A 16,440-nucleotide genomic window follows, 5' to 3' on the forward strand; every position below is an offset into this window, starting at 1 on the left:
CTCCCAGATACTCTGGGATGGACCGGCCTTTGCCGTAGTGAATTGTTTGCCGTTCCCCTTATGAACTGAAGGAGACCACCCATGGCATCCCGTATCGCGTTTGTCACCGGGGCCTCCACCGGGATCGGCTTCGACACGGCCATAGCACTCAGGGCAGCCGGTTTCACTGTCTATGCAGGCGCACGCCGTGTGGACAAGATGGAACCGCTGAAGCAGCACGGCATCACTGTCATGTCCTTGGACGTCACCTCGGAAGAATCGATGGCGTCTGCGGTGGGGCTGGTTGAAGCGGCCCACGGGCGGATCGATTTGCTGGTCAACAATGCCGGATATGGTTCCTACGGCGCACTCGAGGAAGTTCCGATGGCTGAGGGTAGGCGCCAGTTCGAAGTCAACGTCATAGGCCTGGCAAGGATGAGCCAACTTGTCATTCCCGGGATGCGCCTCGCCGGCTCGGGCCGGATCATCAACGTAACCTCCATTGGCGGCAAAATATATGAACCATTGGGGGCTTGGTATCACGGGACAAAGTTTGCGGTGGAGGGGTTGAGCGATTCCCTGCGGCTGGAGCTTAAGCCACACGGCATCGACGTCGTCGTTATCGAGCCGTCGGGAACGGATAGTGAATGGGGCACCATCGCGGGCGAGGGCCTGTTGACTATATCGGGTGGTGGACCTTACAAAGAACAAGCGCACATCGTGGCTGCAGCACTGGCCTCCACCTCCGGATCAGGCCACGTGTTGTCGACGCCGGCGCGTGTTGTAGCAAGAACCATAGTTCGCGCCGCAACGGCAAAACGCCCCAGAACCCGTTACCCGGTGGGCAGGGGGGCCTGGAGCGTCCTGGCATTGCGAAGGGTTCTTCCGGACCGCGCCTTCGACGCTGTCTTCTGGAATTTATACAGAAGGCTAGCCGGCTAGATCCGATACTCGATGTAGTACTCAGCCGGGTCCACAGCCGGCTTCGTTTCGGACCTGGCGTCGCGGTGCCGCCACGTGGCTGGGATGCCTGTGATGATGGACTCCGGTGGTGCGTCCTTCACCACCACGGCGTTGGCGCCGATGGCGCTTCCCGCACCGATCGTGATGGGACCCAGAACCTTTGCGCCGGCGCCAATGGTGACGCGGTCGCCGATGGTCGGGTGACGCTTGACCTTGGCCAGTGAACGGCCGCCGAGCGTGACGCCGTGATAGATCATCACGTCCTCGCCGATCTCAGCGGTCTCACCGATCACCACCCCCATGCCGTGGTCAATGAAGAATCGCCGGCCAATGGTTGCACCGGGATGGATCTCAATGCCGGTAAGGAACCTGGCCAACTGGGAAATCAGGCGGGCAGGAAAACGGAGTGCCGGATTCTGCCAGAGCCGGTGAGTCACCCGGTGCGCCCAAATGGCGTGCAAACCGGAATAAGCGAAAAAGTTCTCAAAAGAGCCTCGAGCCGCCGGGTCGTGTGACCGGGCGGCATCGAGGTCTTCCTTAAGCCTTGCGAAGAAGCTCACAAAGACCTTTCTACAGGAAATGAAGGTGTGCGGGCTAAGTGTTAGCCACGGATGTCGTCGAACAGGACCGTGGAAATGTAACGCTCTCCAAAGTCACAGACGACGGCGACGATCAGCTTGCCGGCGTTCTCGGGACGCTTGGCCAGTTCCAGTGCACCCCACACGATGGCGCCGGAGGAAATACCGCCAAGGATGCCTTCACGGGCTCCGAGTTCACGGGCTACGCGGACTGAATCTTCCAGCGTGGCGTCCAGGACTTCGTCGTAAACGTTGGTGTCCAGGATTTCCGGAACAAAGTTGGCGCCGATTCCCTGGATCTTGTGCGGGCCGGGGGCTCCACCGTTGAGGATCGCGGAGTCCTTGGGCTCAACAGCCACGATCTGCACGCCCGGCTTGCGCTCCTTGAGGACCTGGCCAACACCGGTGATGGTACCGCCGGTACCCACGCCGGCAACAAAGATGTCCACTTCGCCGTCGGTGTCTTCCCAGACTTCCTCGGCGGTAGTGGTGCGGTGGATCGCCGGGTTGGCCTCGTTGGCGAACTGCTGCGCCCAGATGGAGTTCTCCGTGTTGGCGACGATTTCCTGTGCTTTCTCGACGGCGCCACGCATGCCTTCGGATCCGGGCGTCAGGACGATTTCTGCACCGTAAGCGCGCAGCATGACGCGGCGCTCGGTGGACATGGTCTCAGGCATGGTCAGGATGACCTTGTATCCGCGGGCTGCACCCACCAGTGCCAGGGCGATGCCGGTGTTGCCGGAAGTACCTTCGACGATGGTTCCGCCGGGCTTCAGGGCGCCGGACTTTTCGGCAGCATCAATGATGGCCACGCCAATGCGGTCCTTGACGCTGTTGGCCGGGTTGTAGAACTCAAGCTTGACTGCAACCGTGGCGTCGAGGCCTTCTGTGAGCCGGTTCAGACGGACCAGCGGGGTGCGACCGACCAGCTGCGTGACGTCGTCGTAGATCCTTGCCATGAAAATTACGCCTATCTCTGAAGAGGGAATGCTGAGGTCAGCCTAACCAGCAGGGTCGAAACCCTGCTAAGCAGTAAGCCATGCAGAGTAATATTTCCGGGCCTTTGCCAGCTTCGGGTTAATGATCACCTGGCAATACCCCTGATAGGGGAACTTTGCGTAGTAATTCTGGTGGACTTCCTCGGCCTCATGGAATTCGGGAAGGCGGCTGACCTCGGTCACAATCGGATCGGACCAGAGGGCTTGGGCGCGCTCAATGGCTTCCTCGAACAACACTTTTTCTTCCGTGGTTGTGTAGAACATCGACGAACGGTACTGCGTCCCCACGTCATAGCCCTGACGGTTCAATGTGGTGGGGTCGTGGAGGGCGAAGAACATGTCCAGGATGACTTCCTCCGGAACTACGGTTTCATCAAATGTCACCGCGACTACTTCTGCATGACCAGTGGTGCCGGAGCAGACCTCGTAGTAGTCGGGATTGCGAACGTGGCCGCCCGTGTAACCGGACACCACCGAGCTGACGCCGCGGGTCTTCTGGTAAACAGCATCAAGGCACCAGAAGCAGCCGCCGCCAAGTACGAAAGTTTTCATGTTCTCTTCAATGGATCGGAGGGCCTGATGATTCCCGCTTCACCTTACGGGAGAATTACGGCACCGGGGAGGTGCCGTGGGAGCGGCGACTGCCTGATCAGGCTCAGTAGGGAAGAAATCGGCCTCAGTAGGGAAGAATAAGAGCATGGAAGCAGTAAACACCGACATTTCGGATGCGGATTCCGTCGAAGAAGACGAAACAGTTGACGCCAGCGGTGATCCTACGCTCGGTCAGGTGTTGCTGGCTGTCGAGGAACTCTGGCCGGAGTCCTTGGCTGAAGACTGGGACGAGGTGGGCCTGGTTGTCGGACGGCCAAACGTCCCTGTCACCAAAGTCCTCTTTGCCGTTGACCCCACGCTGGCCGTGATCGATGAGGCCGTGGAGTGGGGGGCCGAACTGCTCATCACCCACCACCCCTTGCTTCTCAAAGGGGTCAACTCCGTGGCGGCCACATCCGCGAAGGGCCTTGCGGTACACCGATTGATAGAGGCCGGGACTGGTCTGCTGACCGTGCACACGAATGGTGATTCAGCCGTTGGCGGGGTTTCCGATGTCCTGGCTGACGCCTTTGGGTTGGAGAACGTTACGCCCTTGACGGCTGCAAGCAACGGATTGCCGGAGGAAGGTATTGGCAGGGTAGGCGACCTGCCTGATCTCGAGACGCTCGGTGATTTCGCTGCCCGCGTCTTTGAAATGCTGCCCGCCGTCGCAGGCGGAGTCCGGGTGGCTGGAGACAAAGACGGCCTGATCCGGCGCGTTGCCGTCTGCGGTGGTGCGGGGGACAGCTTGTTCGATGCCGTTCGGGCCAGCCACGCGGATGTGTACGTCACAGCAGACATGCGGCACCACCCGGCATCCGAGGCGCGCGAAGGTGCCACCAACGGCCGGCCCTACCTGATCGACGTTTCGCACTTTGCCAGTGAATGGCTGTGGCTCCCTGCTGCCGCTGAAGCGCTGGGCAACGTGCTCGCGGACCAAGGCTACGACGTCGAGATCCGCGTCAGCAGCACCAACAGCGATCCCTGGGACTTCATACTCACTCCCGGCGGGGACTAGAGTCTAGAAAGATACGGACAGCCCTGACAGATAGTGGCGGTCCGGCCGGACCTGATCCCCAGGCCCGGTGGCGATTAGCGGAGGTAAGCGTGGCGAAAGCAGCACCGGCAGAACAATTGAAATTGCTTGAACTGCAGGGACTGGATGCCAAGCTCAGGTCGCTTGCCGGCCGCCGGAAGGTCCTGGAAACCGATCCACGCATCACTGACCTCACGGATGCGTTGAATGTAGCCAACGGCGAACTCGGCGCTGCCAAAATTGCCGTCCATGACGCCGAGACCGAACTTCGCAGGGCAGAAGCCGATGTGGAGCAGGTAGCAACCCGCATTGAACGGGACGAGACCCGGCTTAACAGCGGCACCGGCCTGTCCAAGGATCTGGTGGCGCTGCAGAGTGACATTGCCTCACTCAACAAGCGCCGCTCGGACCTTGAAGACGTTGAGCTCGAAATCCTGGAACGCCTGGATACATTGCGCGAGCGTCAGGCCGCTCAGCAGTCGATCGTGGACGATATCCAAGGCTCGTTCGGCAGCATCCGGGCGGAGCTGGACGAAGCCATTGCCGAGATTGCTGCCGAGGAAACGGTGGTTCGTGGACAGCGCGCCGCCTTCGCGGAATCGCTGGACGCGGGAGTACTTGCCATCTACGAGAAGACCATTGCCAAGCGCGGTGTCGGCGCAGCCCGTCTGTTCCACGGCAAGTCCGAAGGCTCCGGCATGATGCTCAGCCCCGGCGACCTTGCCGAAGTCAAAGCTGCAGCAGAGGACGAGATCGTGTTTTGCCCGGACTCAGGTGTCATCCTGGTCCGTTCGGCGGAGTGGAACTGACGCAACCCAACGCCGGTTGGACACTCAGGTGGTGAGGATGATGTTGAGCGCGTGCGGCTTGCGGGCCGTGCCCTCGACAAGTTCCGCAGTCCAAATCTCCCGGGCAGCCTTCAGGAGCTGATCCGGGGTTGCCGGCGCTTTGCCGCGCCGGGTCAGCAGGTGGCGGCCCAGTTCGCCGCGGGTGTGTTTGGCGAAGTGACTGACAACCGTGCGCTTGCCGTTCGCTTCGTTGAAGACGTTGACGTTAACCGTCTGCGTCGCCGGGGGAGCCCAGGCAGCGGCATAGGTGCTGGAACGGCAATCCACCAAGAGTTCGCCCTCGGCGCGTGAGGCGAGGGCTGCGTTAAGCTGCGGCTTCCAGTAGGAGGCGAGGCGCCCGACGTCGGGCAATGCCGTTCCCATCGACAGCCGGTAGGCGGGCACGTGGTCGCCGAAGCCTATGGCGCCCCACAGGGCGGAAACCACCAGGATGGATTCGCTCGCCTTGCGGCGTTGCGTTGGCGTCATGCTGTTGTAGCCCAAGGCGTCGTAGAGGACCCCTGAATAGACCTGATGCGCGGGAGCGGCTGGTTCGGCATGCAGCCGGGTATTACGTTCGACGTCGTCCCGCAACGAGGCACCGACCCCCAGCAGCGTCAGTGCATCCTCGTGCGCGCTCACCATACCCAGTGCTTCGAGTACTTTTGCCCGGTAAGGGTTCAGTTCGGGGAAGCTGAGCGATTCCCAGTTTATGGCGGGACCGTTGGCAGCGGGGGTCTTGCCTTCGGAAGGCGGCAGCAGAATCAGCACCAGTCGATATTACCGGGGACTTTGCCTGGCCCCAACGCCGGTAGACTGGACGGCGGATGGGTCGACCAGGCGGTCGCGCGTCACGGAAGTGGCTCGAGGAACGTCCGGGCTCCGAAGAGCAGGGTGGTGGGTAACGCCCACTCGGGGTAACCCGCAGGCCAGTGCCACAGAGAACAGACCGCCTGCGCGTCGTGATGTTTGCATCGCGGGGCAGCAGGTAAGGGTGAAACGGTGGTGTAAGAGACCACCAGCTCCCCGGGTGACCGGGGAGGCTAGGTAAACCCCACCCGGAGCAAGGCCAGACAGGACACGTTTGAGGGCTGCTCGCCCGAGTGTCCGGGTAGGCTGCTGGAGGGCGTCGGCAACGGCGTTCGTAGATGGATGGCCGCTACTCCCTTGCTGGTAACGGCAGGGGATGACAGAACCCGGCGTATCGGTCGACCCATCCATTTATGACTCCCGGATTTGTGCCGTGTGAGTGATTTCACGCCCTGGGGCGGCCTGCAGCCCTTCCTTCCGCCCTAGAATGGTTACTGAACGTAGATGTTCTGCCGCCGGGACTGCGTTCGCAGCCGGCGGATTTTCTTTGCTCTCGTTCAAGGCGCTGTGGGTGGACCGAAGCCCGCTGGCGCATGTGCCGCAGGATCACTCCGGGCGGCCGCTGCCATCTGCATACGAGGACGTATGTGGTTGACCCAAGGAAGGTAGTTCTGTGAGCCAGACGTCAGATTCTTGTCTTGATAAGTGGATGGGCCGGGAGGCTCTCGCCGAGGCCATGATTCCGGTGATCGGCCGGTTGTACCGGGAAAACAACGTGGTCACCAGCATCCACGGCCGGAGCCTGATCAACAAGTCCACCATGAACATCCTGAAGGCCCACCGCTTTGCGCGCCGGATGAGCAACCACGAGCTTCTGCTCGAAGAGACCGCACCGCTGCTGAATGCCCTGTCCGAGCTGGAACTCGGCGCAGCCGCCATTGACATTGCACGTTTGACCGAGAAGTTCCGGGCCGAAGGCAACGGCGCCTCGCTGGATGAGTACCTGCGTGCCGAGCTCGCCGAGATCGTGGGAAAGCGTGGCGCCGACAACCGCACCAGCACCGACGTCGTTCTCTACGGCTTCGGCCGCATCGGCCGCCTCCTGGCCCGCATCCTCATTGAAAAGGCCGGTGGCGGACACGGTCTGCGGCTCCGCGCCATCGTTGTTCGCAAGGGCGCTGAGAACGATCTGGTGAAGCGCGCCAGCCTGCTGCGCCGCGACTCCGTGCACGGTTCCTTCGAGGGCACCATCCGCGTGGACGAGGAAGCCAACACCATCACCGCCAACGGCGTGCAGGTCCAGGTCATTTACTCGGACAACCCTGCCACTGTGGACTACACCGCATATGGCATCAAGGATGCCTTGGTGGTGGACAACACCGGCCGCTGGCGCGACGCCGATGGCCTCTCCCAGCACCTGCAGAGCAAGGGCGTTGCCCGCGTCCTGTTGACGGCACCAGGCAAGGGCGACCTCAAGAACATCGTCCACGGCATCAACCACAAGGACATCTCCGATGACGACAAGATCGTCACCGCGGCATCCTGCACCACCAACGCCATCACGCCGGTGCTGAAGGCTATCAACGACAAGTTCGGCATCATTCACGGCCACGTGGAAACGGTTCACTCGTTCACCAACGACCAGAACCTGATCGATAACTTCCACAAGGGTGACCGCCGCGGCCGTTCGGCAGCACTGAACATGGTCATCACGGAGACCGGTGCCGCCAAGGCTGTAGCCAAGGCGCTGCCCGAGTTGCAGGGCAAGCTCACGGGCAACGCCATCCGCGTACCCACCCCGGATGTCTCCATGGCCATCCTGAACCTCAACCTTGAGAACGGCACTACTCGCGACGAAGTCAACGACTTCCTCCGCGAAATGTCCTTGCACTCGGACCTTCGCAAGCAAATCGACTACATCGACTCTCCCGATGTGGTGTCCACTGACTTCGTTGGCTCGCGTCGCGCCGGCATTGTTGATGGCCTCGCAACGATTTCCAACGACAAGAACCTGGTTCTTTACGTCTGGTACGACAACGAGTTCGGCTACTCCTGCCAGGTTGTGCGTGTCATGGAAGAAATGGCAGGTGTGAACCCGCCGTCCTTCCCCGCGCGTGACGTGATTGCTCCCATCGCGGTGCTTGAAGGGGCAGGAGCCTAGGCGCTCCGAACTATTGGCGGGTTTCCCGGCTGAGTCACTGGTATCAGCCGGGAAACCTGATCAAAATGGGTTCATGGAAAACGAATCAACGTTGGAACATGAGACCACGCTGGAGCACGCCCTGGACGTAGCGAAGGCCAACCACAAACAAGCCCAGAAACTTCTGGATCAAGCCATCGCAGCCAACGCGGCCGGTGACGTCACGGATCAGCGCGTTGAACAGTTGCGTGGCCTCCTTGCGGTGGCAACGGAGGACCTTCAGCGTGTAATGCGTGAGCAATAGGCCGCTGAGAAAGCCCCATGCCCGCAGTGTGACTTCTCCTACACACTGTGGATATCGGCTCTGACTGTCGGGGCCCTGTCCTACGCTCATAGGACATTGCCTGCCCCACTGGATGGAGTCTCTTGAGTACCACATGGTCTGCCTACAAGCGCGCCCGGAGAAGGTCACGTCAAGCGTGGGCCATTCTTGGACTGGCGGCCGCCACCATCGTGGCAGGGCTGTCCTGGTTTTTCACCACCGGACAATTCAGTACCGCTGAACCGTGGGCAGTCGGCCCAAGCGAAGCCCCTGTCTACAAACCCGGTTGGATGAAACCCCTTCGCGGTGCGGCGCCCGTTACCCCGGAGAGGGCAAGCGACGCCCTGGAGCGGCTCCCGGTCAAAGGGCGGGCGGCAAAAACGGACTACGACAGGGCCGCTTTCGGTCAAGCCTGGGCGGACGCTGACCGTAACGGATGCGATACACGAAACGACATCCTGCGGAGGGACCTCTCGGGCGTCGAATTCACGGAGGGTTCATCGTGCAAGGTCGCCGGTGGTAGCTTTCACGAACCCTACACAGGGGCACAAGTGACCTTCCAAAGAGGCCAGGACACCAGTGCCGCCGTTCAAATCGATCACGTGGTGGCCCTCGCCGACGCGTGGCAGAAAGGGGCCCAGCAGCTCACTGTTCAGCAGCGGCAAATGTTCGCAAACGATCCGCTGAACCTGATCGCCGCGGACGGTCCCGCCAACGTCAAGAAGGGTGCAGGAGACGCCGCCACGTGGCTGCCGGCCAACAAGAATTTCCGCTGCCATTACGTCGCCCGGCAAGTCTCGGTGAAAGCGGCGTATCAGCTGTGGATTACGCAGGCCGAAAAGGATGCCATGAAGCGGGTCCTGTCCTCTTGCCCGGACCAGCAAACCATCTACAGTGCCAGGTGACCGTGCCCCAGTTGCCAGGTGCCGCCGTCGTCGATCCGTTCCAGGACCACGCGCTGGAGTGAGGTTTCCCGCGGAAGCCTATCCAGGTTGTCCAGTCCCCGTTGCCTGAAGGTGAAATAGACGGCATCCGTAGGGGCATCAGTGCAACGGTCCAGCGTGAAGCGGCGGGCAAACGAGGCAATGTTGCTGTCCGGCAGGCGCTCAATCAGATACGGGTCCAGCATCCAGGAATCGCACGTCGCCTTACGGGCAGGTTTGTCGGGGAAATACCGGGGGAAGAAAGAGCTCGCCTCGGCAAAGCTGGCATCCACCAACGTGGGGGAGAGGCCTCCATCTTCGGGGATATGGACGCCAAGAACCCAGTCTGAACCCTGGCCGTCGGTTGGAACCAAATGGAACTGCAGCCGGCCAAGCCGGAACAAATTGCCGGCCATGTGCAGCGTGAGCCAGCTCCACGTGTCCAGCCCAAAATGGCCGTGGACTCGTCGGTTGATACGGAGCTGTAAACCCAGGTCTGCCAAGGACGCAGCCGACACAGCCGGACTAATTCCGAGATCCAGGTGGTATGCGTGAACTGACGGTGCGAAGCGGAGCAGGGCTTCGATCCAGACCGTCTCCGCGGCACCGTCTGCCCGGATGCTGTCCACCGGAAAGGCCCCAAGCCTCTCCTGCATCGCCTCCATTGCCTGAAGAACAGGCTCATCCGGAGGCGTCTCCAAAAGGTGCGCGCATTCAGCGGCATCTTCGCCGGTGATGTCCAGGAGCTCGAAAAGCTCCGCGTGAGGGCTGGTGGCCATGGCTTAGTGCCCAAACGGATCGGGATCGACGCCAGGCATCCAGGTCAGTCCAGGAACACCCCAGCCGTTCTTCTTGGCCTGCTTCAACGCCTTCTTGGAGTACCGGTCCACAAGGCGGTTCACGTACAGTTTGCCGTCCAGATGATCGAACTCGTGTTGCAGGATTCTGGCGAACCAGCCTGTCGCTTCGAAATCCAAGGCGTTGCCGTTGCCGTCAAAACCCTGAACCCGTGTCCATTCAGCCCGTTGCAAAGGGTAATACTCGCCGGGGAAGGACAAGCAGCCTTCAACATGCTCGTCGGGATCCGGAAGAGCGCCCGAGACCTTGGAAAGCGTCAGCACGGGGTTGACCACCACGCCCTGCTCCGGGACGTCGTCGTCGTTGGCGTACTTGTAGACAAAGAGGCGCTTTCCCACGCCGATCTGAGGGGCGGCGAGCCCAACCCCGTTGGCAGCGTCATTGGTCTCGAACATGTCTGCGATCAAGGCGCGGAGCTCGTCGTCGAAAACCTCCACTTCGCTTGCCCGGCGATGCAAAACAGGTTCGCCCCAAATAGTGACTGGCAGGACGGTCATGTCAGTTTTTCCTTCGTCTAGCGCTGTAGTCCGGGAGCGGCCTTGGTCCGCTTTGAGGTTAAAAGCAAAGGCCGCACCGGATAACCGGTGCGGCCTTTGTGGAAACCGGCTCTGGAGCCAATCTCGGTGGGGTGAGCTACGGGGGTTGAACCCGCGACCTCCTGGACCACAACCAGGCGCTCTGCCAACTGAGCTAAGCCCACCATGTGCCTTTTTGGTCTGAACCGTTTGACCGGCTTTCCTTCAAGGCAACGACAAATAGCTTACCTGCTGTTTTGGGGTGCAAAGTCCACTTTTGCCGGTTTTGGCGAAAAAACCTTGAAAAATGGCGCAGATCACACCTTTTCGCTGGATCCCAAGACCTCCGCAGTGGCGATGATGTCCTTGGAAATGCGCTGCGCCGTGGCGGTGTCGGGTCCCGGCGCCGGAACGAAGACAGCCTGGCGGTAGTACCGGAGTTCGTCGATGGAATCCTTGATGTCGCCCAGGGCGCGGTGACCGCCATGCTTGGCGGGGGACTGGAAGTACGCACGCGGGAACCAGCGGCGTGAGAGCTCTTTGATGGTGCTGACGTCGATCACACGGTAGTGAAGGTGCTCCACGATGTTGGGCATGTCCCTGGCCAGGAACATGCGGTCTGTTCCCACGGAGTTTCCGCCCAGCGGAGCCTTGCGGGGATCCGGGACCCACTTCTCGATGTATTCAAGGACCTGCGCTTCTGCCTCGGCCATGGTCTTGCCATGGGGAAGCTCGTCCAGAAGTTTGGAGCGGGTGTGCATGTCCCGCACGAAGTCGTTCATTTGTTCCAGCGCGGCGTCGTCCGGCTTGATGACGACGTCCACGCCGTCGCCCAGAATGTTGAGCTCGGAATCCGTCACCAACGCGGCGACCTCTATCAAGGCGTCGTTCGTGAGATCCAAGCCGGTCATTTCGCAGTCGATCCAGACGATGCGTTCATTAGTAATAGGCACGCGCCCAGCCTATCCCTCAGTGGCTTCCAAGTGCTCCGATGGTACGATTTTTGAGCGCGGCAGTGTCGTTTCATCCTGTTGCCGAACGCCCCCATGACGCAGAATTTTGACCCGAACCAGCGGGTGAACGATTGGATGACGACCACATGACGGTGCCAGTACCCGCCGCCCAGTTGGCAGGGACAGCAAAGCCGTCAGCCGGCGCTGTTGCCAGCGAGGTGGATAACGCACGTTCGCCATTGATCGCCGGTTTCGTTGGTTCGATGTTCCTGGTGTTCGGCTCATTGGGCGTTGGTTGGCTTGCTCCGGTCTCCGAACTTCGTCGCCTCCCGCTTTTCATCTGGATGCGCACTGAAGGTGTTGGCGTCGCACTGTCCATAGTTTTGCTCGCCATCGGTGGCATGTTGCTCGTCCGTGCCTGGCTAAGGCTGGGGCAGCGGGTCCGGGTGTGGGGATTGGAAGCCCGAAAAGCCACGCTGCAGGCTGTAGCGGCCTGGGGCCTGCCCATGATGTTTACCGTTCCCCTTTTCAGCAGGGACGTTTACGCGTATATCGGCCAAGGCCGGTTGATGGTGGAAGGCATCAATCCTTACGAAAACGGGATCTCGGCCCTGCCCAACTACTTCCAGCTGGGCGCCGACAAAATGTGGACTGAAGCGCCGGTTCCCTACGGTCAGCTGTTCCTGTGGATCGAGCAGCTTGTAGTGTGGGTGACCAACGTACAGCCCGAAGCCAGCATCATGCTTTTCCGTCTTGTTGCCGCCGCGGGTGTCATCCTCTGCATAATTTATGTGCCGAAGCTGGCGGAACTGCACGGCGTGAATCCTCACAGGGCCTTATGGCTGACGGCGGCCAACCCGCTTTTCCTCACGAACTTCATTGCCAGCGTCCATAACGACGCCCTGATGATTGGGCTGGCGTTGGCGGGCCTGTACTACTGCGCCACCCGCCGTGTCATTCGGGGGCTGGTATTGGTCACGCTCTCCATTTCGGTCAAGCCGATCACGGTGGTATTCCTCCCCTTCATCGGACTTCTGTGGGCCGGCAAGGATGCCTCGTGGCCGCGCAAATTCCTCTACTGGTTCCTGACTGCGGCCCTGAGCTTCGGGCTCCTCTACGCCTTGAGCCTCGTCAACGGATTCGGATTTGGGTGGATCAACGGTCTCTCAGCTCCGGGAAGCGTTTGGATCTGGTACGCGCCTGTCGGTCTCATCGGAATGGTTGTTGCCGTGATCTTCAATGCTTTTGGCTTGGACGGCTGGGCCTTGGCAAAGTTGGTTTACGACGCCGGTAAAGTACTGATGGTTGCAGCGGTGGCTTGGCTGATTTTTCGGGGCGACTACGATCGCCTGATGCGCCGCCTTACCCTGGCCTTTGCGGCGATCGTCCTACTGGCCCCCATGATTCAGTCCTGGTACGTGGTGTGGCTGATACCGCTTTTCGCCGTGACCGGCATCCGCAACGACTGGCAGGTGAAGGCCCTCTACTTCATCGTCTCGTTCTTCATGGTCTACGCCATCTCAGACCAGCTGGACGTGTTCCCTTACCTTCAAAGCGAGGACCTGGGACTTGCCATCATCCTGGCGCGTTGCGCTGCAGCCCTCATTGGGCTCCTGTTCGCCATCTACCTGATCTTTGTGGATCCGAAGACCAAGAGCTTGTTCCGTGTGCGGGACGAAGCCGGTCTTCGCCCCATTATCTGAGGCTCGCCTATCTGAGGTTCGCCGGAGGCGGAGGCTCGCCGGAGGCGGAGGCCGGCTGCATTCCAGCTCAGCCTGACGGCAGCAGCCGCAATGCCTCGCGGGTGGACAACGGACTCATGGTGGTCGCGTTGTTGGAAGCAAATGTCCTGACCCATTCAGGATCTATTTTGCTGTATTCACGGAGCGCCCATCCGATGGCCTTACGGATGAAGAACTCGTTGTCCCTGAGGTTCCAGGAGATGATCGTTGCCAACAGGGCGGGATCAGTTTTCGACTTCGCCCCCAGTTGAGCAGTGATGGCCGCCCGCCGGATCCACATGTCGTCGTCCCGGGACCATTGCAGCAGTATCGGGGTCATGGTGACTCTGTGGGAAAGCAGGAGCGCGCAAATCCGATGTGAGACCCCGTCCACGAGGTCCCACCATGCACCCGTGCGGATGATTTCCTCGTATATGGGCAGCATCTGCAGGTCTTCCTTGACCATGCGCAGGCCCGTCAGGTCGATGGCTGCGTACCGCTCTTCACGGGCCTCCGCATTGCGCCACAGCTGGAGGACGGCCTCCTGCAGCTCAGCCGGCGTCTTCACCGGAAACTGCTTCGCGGCTTCCTTTACTATTCTGCGTACCTCCGGGACCCGGACACCCCAAGAAGGCATATCGGATTTCAAATAAGCCTGGGCTCCGAGCCCGCGTTCGGCATCACCGGCCGAGCGGAGCGTTGATCGGATCGACTGCACGAGGTCGTTGATGGTCATGTCACAACTCTAGGACGGAGGAGGGGCGGAATCCTTTGGACGAGTACTGCATTGTGGCCCTCGCTCCTGCTGTACGGCCGCCGTAGAGTGGGCGTATTCAAACAGAGGTCCCTGCACGGTCAATTAATCCCTGCACTCATGTCGGCAACAACGGAGGAATCTCGATGTCAATGCTGAAATCACCGGACCAAATCGCGATGATGCGCGAGGCCGGTCGCGTGGTGGCCAATGCCCTGTCCGCCGTGCGGGAGCAAGCTGAAGTGGGTGTCTCATTGAAAGCGCTCGACGACGTCGCCGCCGCCGTAATCTCCGATGCCGGCGCAAAGCCAGCCTTCCTTGACTACCACCCACGTTGGGCGGCGGTGCCGTTCCCCGGTGTGATCTGTACCAGCGTTAACGACGCCGTGGTCCACGGGATCCCGAACGGATACGTACTCGAGGACGGCGATCTGCTCAGTGTTGACTGCGGCGCCTTCCTGGAAGGCTGGTGCGGCGATGCGGCGGTCAGCTTCGTCGTAGGGACGGGAAAGCCGGAGGATCACGAGCTGGTGGAAGCGACAGAGGCCGCACTGGCGCGCGGTATCGACGCAGCCCGGGTAGGCAGCAAAATGGGCGACCTTGCCTATGCGATCGGTGGAGAAGCGAAACGTGCCGGATACGGGCTGTTGGCTGATCATGGCGGGCATGGCATAGGCCGGACAATGCATGCCGAACCTCCCGTCCCCAACCTCGGACGGCCCGGCCGGGGCATGAAGCTCGAAGAAGGCCTGGTTATTGCCATTGAGCCCATGTTGATCCTGGGCGGCAAGGACGATTACTACCACGATGAGGACGAATGGACTCTTCGTTCGGCAAACGGGAGACACGCCGCCCATAGCGAACACACTGTTGCCATCACGGCTGAGGGGCCGATGATCCTGACACTGCCGTAGCCGGGGTTTCCCCGCTTATCGGGCCGCTCCGCCTTTGTTAGGCACGACCTTTTCCAGCCGCACTACGGGTCGGCCCGGAACTGACTCGGACACTGGGCTGAAGCCCGCAGCCGTGAAAAGGGAAAGTGAGCCGTGAAACAGGTCCGAAGCCGCCGCTTTGGTCCTTTGAGCCGTGTCCACCGGATAAGCCTCAATGATGTCTGCACCGTTGTTGAACGCATGTTCCACCGCCGCAGCGAGCAGCACGGAGGACACGCCCGTGCGCCTGTGGTTCGGTGCGACGACGAAGCAACTGACCGCCCACAGATCGAGCCGGTCCGTTATGACCGGATCTGCCGCTGCCCTGAGTACCTGGGATCGCTTCAGACGCGGATAATTCGCTCGCGATTCCACTGCGCACCAGCCGACCGGACGGTCATCCCGGAACGCCATGACGCCCGGCGCCGGACCGGACTGGAACGCTGATTTCAACAATTCCCGCCGATCACCCGGCGACGTGCTGGCCCACTCTTTTCCGGTCAGGGCGAACCACCGGCACCAGCACCGGGAGGGTTCGCCCTTGGTTCCGAACAATTCTTCAACAGCCGCCCACGTAGCAGGAGTTGTCTCGATTCTCGAAGCAGCAGGGTTGTGTGCCATGGTCCCAGAATAGGTCTGAGCCGCGGGGCTGGTCCCGCAGACTCGTGATACCTGGTGTGACGGTCAAACGCCGGCACCCACCAGTTCCCCTGTTGTGCTGTTGACCAGCAGAGGACCGCTGCCATCAGGATTGTCGACGTCGGTTTCGATGGCCTCGTCTTCCGGAGGAACGTGCTCGTGGTCATCGGAGTCCCACTCGTTGCTGCGGTCGGGGGTACCGGGTGTCTCCACTGACGGTGCATCGGCGGGGGCTGCGGTGCCGCTCATTCGGGTGAAGTTTGCAGAACCCCACATGAGGTCATGCCCCACTGATTCGGCGTCGATTTCGGCAACGTGATAGACGCGGCCTTCATGTTCCCATTGCCGCAACCGAAGCTTCCCCACGACGAGGACCCGCTGACCCTTTTTTACGCTGCATCCAACGTGTCCGGCAAGATATCGGAAGGACTGAACCGTGTACCAGTTAGTGTTTCCGTCCACCCAGGTGTTGGTGGCGCGGTCGTAGCGCCGCTCCGTTGTTCCCAGCCGGAACGATGCGGTGGACGTGCCGCGCGTAGTAGTGGAACTCTTGACCTCCGAGGCTACGAAGCCCCGGACGGTGATCATGTCATTCATTGTGGTCCTTCTGGATATAGGGAAGCGCCTGTCCGGCTCTTTCAGCTTTATCCAGAGAAGTCCGGGAGGGGAGTGTCATTTACGCCTATGTGAATAACCCCGGCTCTGCGACGGCTGTGGAGGAGAAGAGCCGGGTCCCGTGAAGGTGGCAAGCAGCTTGCCGATCGCACTGTAAACTCTTTGTGGCGCCAGCGACCCATGGTGGTGACGGCGCCAGTGCGCCCCAGTAGCTCAGGGGATAGAGCAGCGGCCTTCTAATCCGCCGGTCGGGGGTTCGATTCCCTCCTGGGGCACAGAACATCCC

General features: G+C 60.9%; 18 protein-coding genes, 2 tRNA genes and 1 other RNA gene. 10 read left to right on the forward strand and 11 right to left on the reverse strand.

The window, feature by feature from the left end:
- Nucleotides 1-81: 81 nt before the first annotated feature.
- A complete protein-coding gene (locus tag AC1RJY_RS09290; RefSeq protein ID WP_498602185.1) occupies nucleotides 82-921 on the forward strand; it encodes an oxidoreductase in 840 nt (279 codons plus the stop codon).
- On the opposite strand, the gene epsC is transcribed toward AC1RJY_RS09290, so the two are convergent.
- The 3 genes from epsC to msrA form a co-directional block, all read right to left on the reverse strand.
- On the reverse strand, nucleotides 918-1,502 hold the full coding sequence (gene epsC / locus AC1RJY_RS09295) for a serine O-acetyltransferase EpsC (RefSeq protein WP_011775089.1): 585 nt from the start codon (nucleotides 1,500-1,502) through the stop codon (nucleotides 918-920). The two genes, AC1RJY_RS09290 and epsC, sit on opposite strands and share 4 nt — an antisense overlap.
- A 41-nt stretch (nucleotides 1,503-1,543) precedes the next feature.
- The gene (cysK, locus tag AC1RJY_RS09300; RefSeq protein ID WP_011775088.1) at nucleotides 1,544-2,479 is read right to left on the reverse strand and encodes a cysteine synthase A; all 936 of its coding nucleotides are present in this window, start codon (nucleotides 2,477-2,479) and stop codon (nucleotides 1,544-1,546) included.
- A 66-nt stretch (nucleotides 2,480-2,545) separates the two neighbouring features.
- Complete coding sequence (msrA, locus tag AC1RJY_RS09305) at nucleotides 2,546-3,070, reverse strand: peptide-methionine (S)-S-oxide reductase MsrA (RefSeq protein ID WP_011775087.1); 525 nt, start codon at nucleotides 3,068-3,070, stop codon at nucleotides 2,546-2,548.
- A 145-nt stretch (nucleotides 3,071-3,215) separates the two neighbouring features.
- Here msrA and AC1RJY_RS09310 point away from each other — a divergent pair, with 145 nt between their 5' ends.
- Both AC1RJY_RS09310 and AC1RJY_RS09315 read left to right on the forward strand, forming a co-directional pair.
- The gene (locus tag AC1RJY_RS09310) at nucleotides 3,216-4,127 is read left to right on the forward strand and encodes a Nif3-like dinuclear metal center hexameric protein (RefSeq protein WP_210063713.1); all 912 of its coding nucleotides are present in this window, start codon (nucleotides 3,216-3,218) and stop codon (nucleotides 4,125-4,127) included.
- A gap of 89 nt (nucleotides 4,128-4,216) precedes the next feature.
- Nucleotides 4,217-4,954 (forward strand): zinc ribbon domain-containing protein, encoded by a 738-nt coding sequence (locus AC1RJY_RS09315; protein WP_011775085.1) that lies wholly within the window; start codon nucleotides 4,217-4,219, stop codon nucleotides 4,952-4,954.
- Between the two features lie 24 nt (nucleotides 4,955-4,978).
- Here AC1RJY_RS09315 and AC1RJY_RS09320 read toward each other — a convergent pair whose 3' ends face one another.
- Nucleotides 4,979-5,743: a YaaA family protein gene (locus AC1RJY_RS09320; protein WP_014922059.1), complete on the reverse strand. Its 765-nt coding sequence runs from the start codon at nucleotides 5,741-5,743 to the stop codon at nucleotides 4,979-4,981.
- Nucleotides 5,744-5,800: 57 nt separating this feature from the next.
- Between AC1RJY_RS09320 and rnpB the strand changes: the two genes are divergently transcribed.
- From rnpB to AC1RJY_RS09340, 4 genes are all read left to right on the forward strand, one after another.
- An RNA gene (gene rnpB / locus AC1RJY_RS09325) (RNase P RNA component class A) lies at nucleotides 5,801-6,192 on the forward strand.
- A 263-nt stretch (nucleotides 6,193-6,455) separates the two neighbouring features.
- Nucleotides 6,456-7,943: a glyceraldehyde-3-phosphate dehydrogenase gene (locus tag AC1RJY_RS09330; RefSeq protein WP_081589142.1), complete on the forward strand. Its 1,488-nt coding sequence runs from the start codon at nucleotides 6,456-6,458 to the stop codon at nucleotides 7,941-7,943.
- A gap of 73 nt (nucleotides 7,944-8,016) precedes the next feature.
- Nucleotides 8,017-8,226 (forward strand): hypothetical protein, encoded by a 210-nt coding sequence (locus AC1RJY_RS09335; RefSeq protein WP_014922057.1) that lies wholly within the window; start codon nucleotides 8,017-8,019, stop codon nucleotides 8,224-8,226.
- Nucleotides 8,227-8,348: 122 nt separating this feature from the next.
- Nucleotides 8,349-9,149 (forward strand): HNH endonuclease family protein, encoded by an 801-nt coding sequence (locus AC1RJY_RS09340; RefSeq protein ID WP_014922056.1) that lies wholly within the window; start codon nucleotides 8,349-8,351, stop codon nucleotides 9,147-9,149.
- Here the strand turns inward: AC1RJY_RS09340 and AC1RJY_RS09345 are convergent.
- The 4 genes from AC1RJY_RS09345 to orn all read right to left on the reverse strand — a co-directional run bounded on the left by AC1RJY_RS09345 (nucleotide 9,134) and on the right by orn (nucleotide 11,493).
- A complete protein-coding gene (locus tag AC1RJY_RS09345) occupies nucleotides 9,134-9,946 on the reverse strand; it encodes an acyltransferase domain-containing protein (protein ID WP_014922055.1) in 813 nt (270 codons plus the stop codon). The two genes, AC1RJY_RS09340 and AC1RJY_RS09345, sit on opposite strands and share 16 nt — an antisense overlap.
- A gap of 3 nt (nucleotides 9,947-9,949) precedes the next feature.
- Nucleotides 9,950-10,522 (reverse strand): peptide deformylase, encoded by a 573-nt coding sequence (gene def / locus AC1RJY_RS09350; protein ID WP_014922054.1) that lies wholly within the window; start codon nucleotides 10,520-10,522, stop codon nucleotides 9,950-9,952.
- A 127-nt stretch (nucleotides 10,523-10,649) separates the two neighbouring features.
- Nucleotides 10,650-10,725: transfer RNA gene (locus AC1RJY_RS09355), tRNA-His, on the reverse strand.
- Between the two features lie 132 nt (nucleotides 10,726-10,857).
- A complete protein-coding gene (orn, locus tag AC1RJY_RS09360) occupies nucleotides 10,858-11,493 on the reverse strand; it encodes an oligoribonuclease (protein ID WP_011775078.1) in 636 nt (211 codons plus the stop codon).
- Nucleotides 11,494-11,639: 146 nt separating this feature from the next.
- On the opposite strand from orn, the gene mptB reads away from it, so the two are divergent.
- Complete coding sequence (gene mptB, locus AC1RJY_RS09365) at nucleotides 11,640-13,196, forward strand: polyprenol phosphomannose-dependent alpha 1,6 mannosyltransferase MptB (protein WP_193352619.1); 1,557 nt, start codon at nucleotides 11,640-11,642, stop codon at nucleotides 13,194-13,196.
- A 67-nt stretch (nucleotides 13,197-13,263) separates the two neighbouring features.
- Here the strand turns inward: mptB and AC1RJY_RS09370 are convergent, their stop codons facing one another.
- Nucleotides 13,264-13,950: a DNA alkylation repair protein gene (locus AC1RJY_RS09370; RefSeq protein ID WP_498602186.1), complete on the reverse strand. Its 687-nt coding sequence runs from the start codon at nucleotides 13,948-13,950 to the stop codon at nucleotides 13,264-13,266.
- 164 nt (nucleotides 13,951-14,114) lie between these two features.
- Between AC1RJY_RS09370 and map the strand changes: the two genes are divergently transcribed.
- Nucleotides 14,115-14,882: a type I methionyl aminopeptidase gene (gene map, locus AC1RJY_RS09375; RefSeq protein ID WP_498602187.1), complete on the forward strand. Its 768-nt coding sequence runs from the start codon at nucleotides 14,115-14,117 to the stop codon at nucleotides 14,880-14,882.
- Between the two features lie 15 nt (nucleotides 14,883-14,897).
- On the opposite strand, the gene AC1RJY_RS09380 is transcribed toward map, so the two are convergent.
- Together AC1RJY_RS09380 and AC1RJY_RS09385 are read right to left on the reverse strand one after the other, a co-directional pair.
- Nucleotides 14,898-15,521 carry a GNAT family N-acetyltransferase gene (locus AC1RJY_RS09380; protein WP_011775074.1) on the reverse strand — a complete coding sequence of 208 codons (624 nt, stop codon included), beginning with the start codon at nucleotides 15,519-15,521 and terminating at the stop codon, nucleotides 14,898-14,900.
- 63 nt (nucleotides 15,522-15,584) lie between these two features.
- Nucleotides 15,585-16,136 (reverse strand): single-stranded DNA-binding protein, encoded by a 552-nt coding sequence (locus tag AC1RJY_RS09385; RefSeq protein WP_011775073.1) that lies wholly within the window; start codon nucleotides 16,134-16,136, stop codon nucleotides 15,585-15,587.
- Between the two features lie 220 nt (nucleotides 16,137-16,356).
- On the opposite strand from AC1RJY_RS09385, the gene AC1RJY_RS09390 reads away from it, so the two are divergent.
- A tRNA-Arg gene (locus AC1RJY_RS09390) sits at nucleotides 16,357-16,429 on the forward strand.
- The last annotated feature ends 11 nt before the right edge of the window (nucleotides 16,430-16,440 follow it).

The organism is Arthrobacter sp. GW822-FHT05G07, assembly GCF_058799755.1.

Excerpts from the sequence above, each read along its gene's own strand:
- AC1RJY_RS09290 (WP_498602185.1), top strand. The coding sequence starts at position 82 with ATGGCATCCCGTATCGCGTTTGTCACCGGGGCCTCCACCGGGATCGGC.
- cysK (WP_011775088.1), bottom strand. The coding sequence starts at position 2,479 with ATGGCAAGGATCTACGACGACGTCACGCAGCTGGTCGGTCGCACCCCG.
- msrA (WP_011775087.1), bottom strand. The coding sequence starts at position 3,070 with ATGAAAACTTTCGTACTTGGCGGCGGCTGCTTCTGGTGCCTTGATGCT.
- AC1RJY_RS09310 (WP_210063713.1), top strand. The coding sequence starts at position 3,216 with ATGGAAGCAGTAAACACCGACATTTCGGATGCGGATTCCGTCGAAGAA.
- AC1RJY_RS09335 (WP_014922057.1), top strand. The coding sequence starts at position 8,017 with ATGGAAAACGAATCAACGTTGGAACATGAGACCACGCTGGAGCACGCC.
- AC1RJY_RS09345 (WP_014922055.1), bottom strand. The coding sequence starts at position 9,946 with ATGGCCACCAGCCCTCACGCGGAGCTTTTCGAGCTCCTGGACATCACC.
- def (WP_014922054.1), bottom strand. The coding sequence starts at position 10,522 with ATGACCGTCCTGCCAGTCACTATTTGGGGCGAACCTGTTTTGCATCGC.
- mptB (WP_193352619.1), top strand. The coding sequence starts at position 11,640 with ATGACGGTGCCAGTACCCGCCGCCCAGTTGGCAGGGACAGCAAAGCCG.
- AC1RJY_RS09370 (WP_498602186.1), bottom strand. The coding sequence starts at position 13,950 with ATGACCATCAACGACCTCGTGCAGTCGATCCGATCAACGCTCCGCTCG.
- map (WP_498602187.1), top strand. The coding sequence starts at position 14,115 with ATGTCAATGCTGAAATCACCGGACCAAATCGCGATGATGCGCGAGGCC.
- AC1RJY_RS09380 (WP_011775074.1), bottom strand. The coding sequence starts at position 15,521 with ATGGCACACAACCCTGCTGCTTCGAGAATCGAGACAACTCCTGCTACG.
- AC1RJY_RS09385 (WP_011775073.1), bottom strand. The coding sequence starts at position 16,136 with ATGAATGACATGATCACCGTCCGGGGCTTCGTAGCCTCGGAGGTCAAG.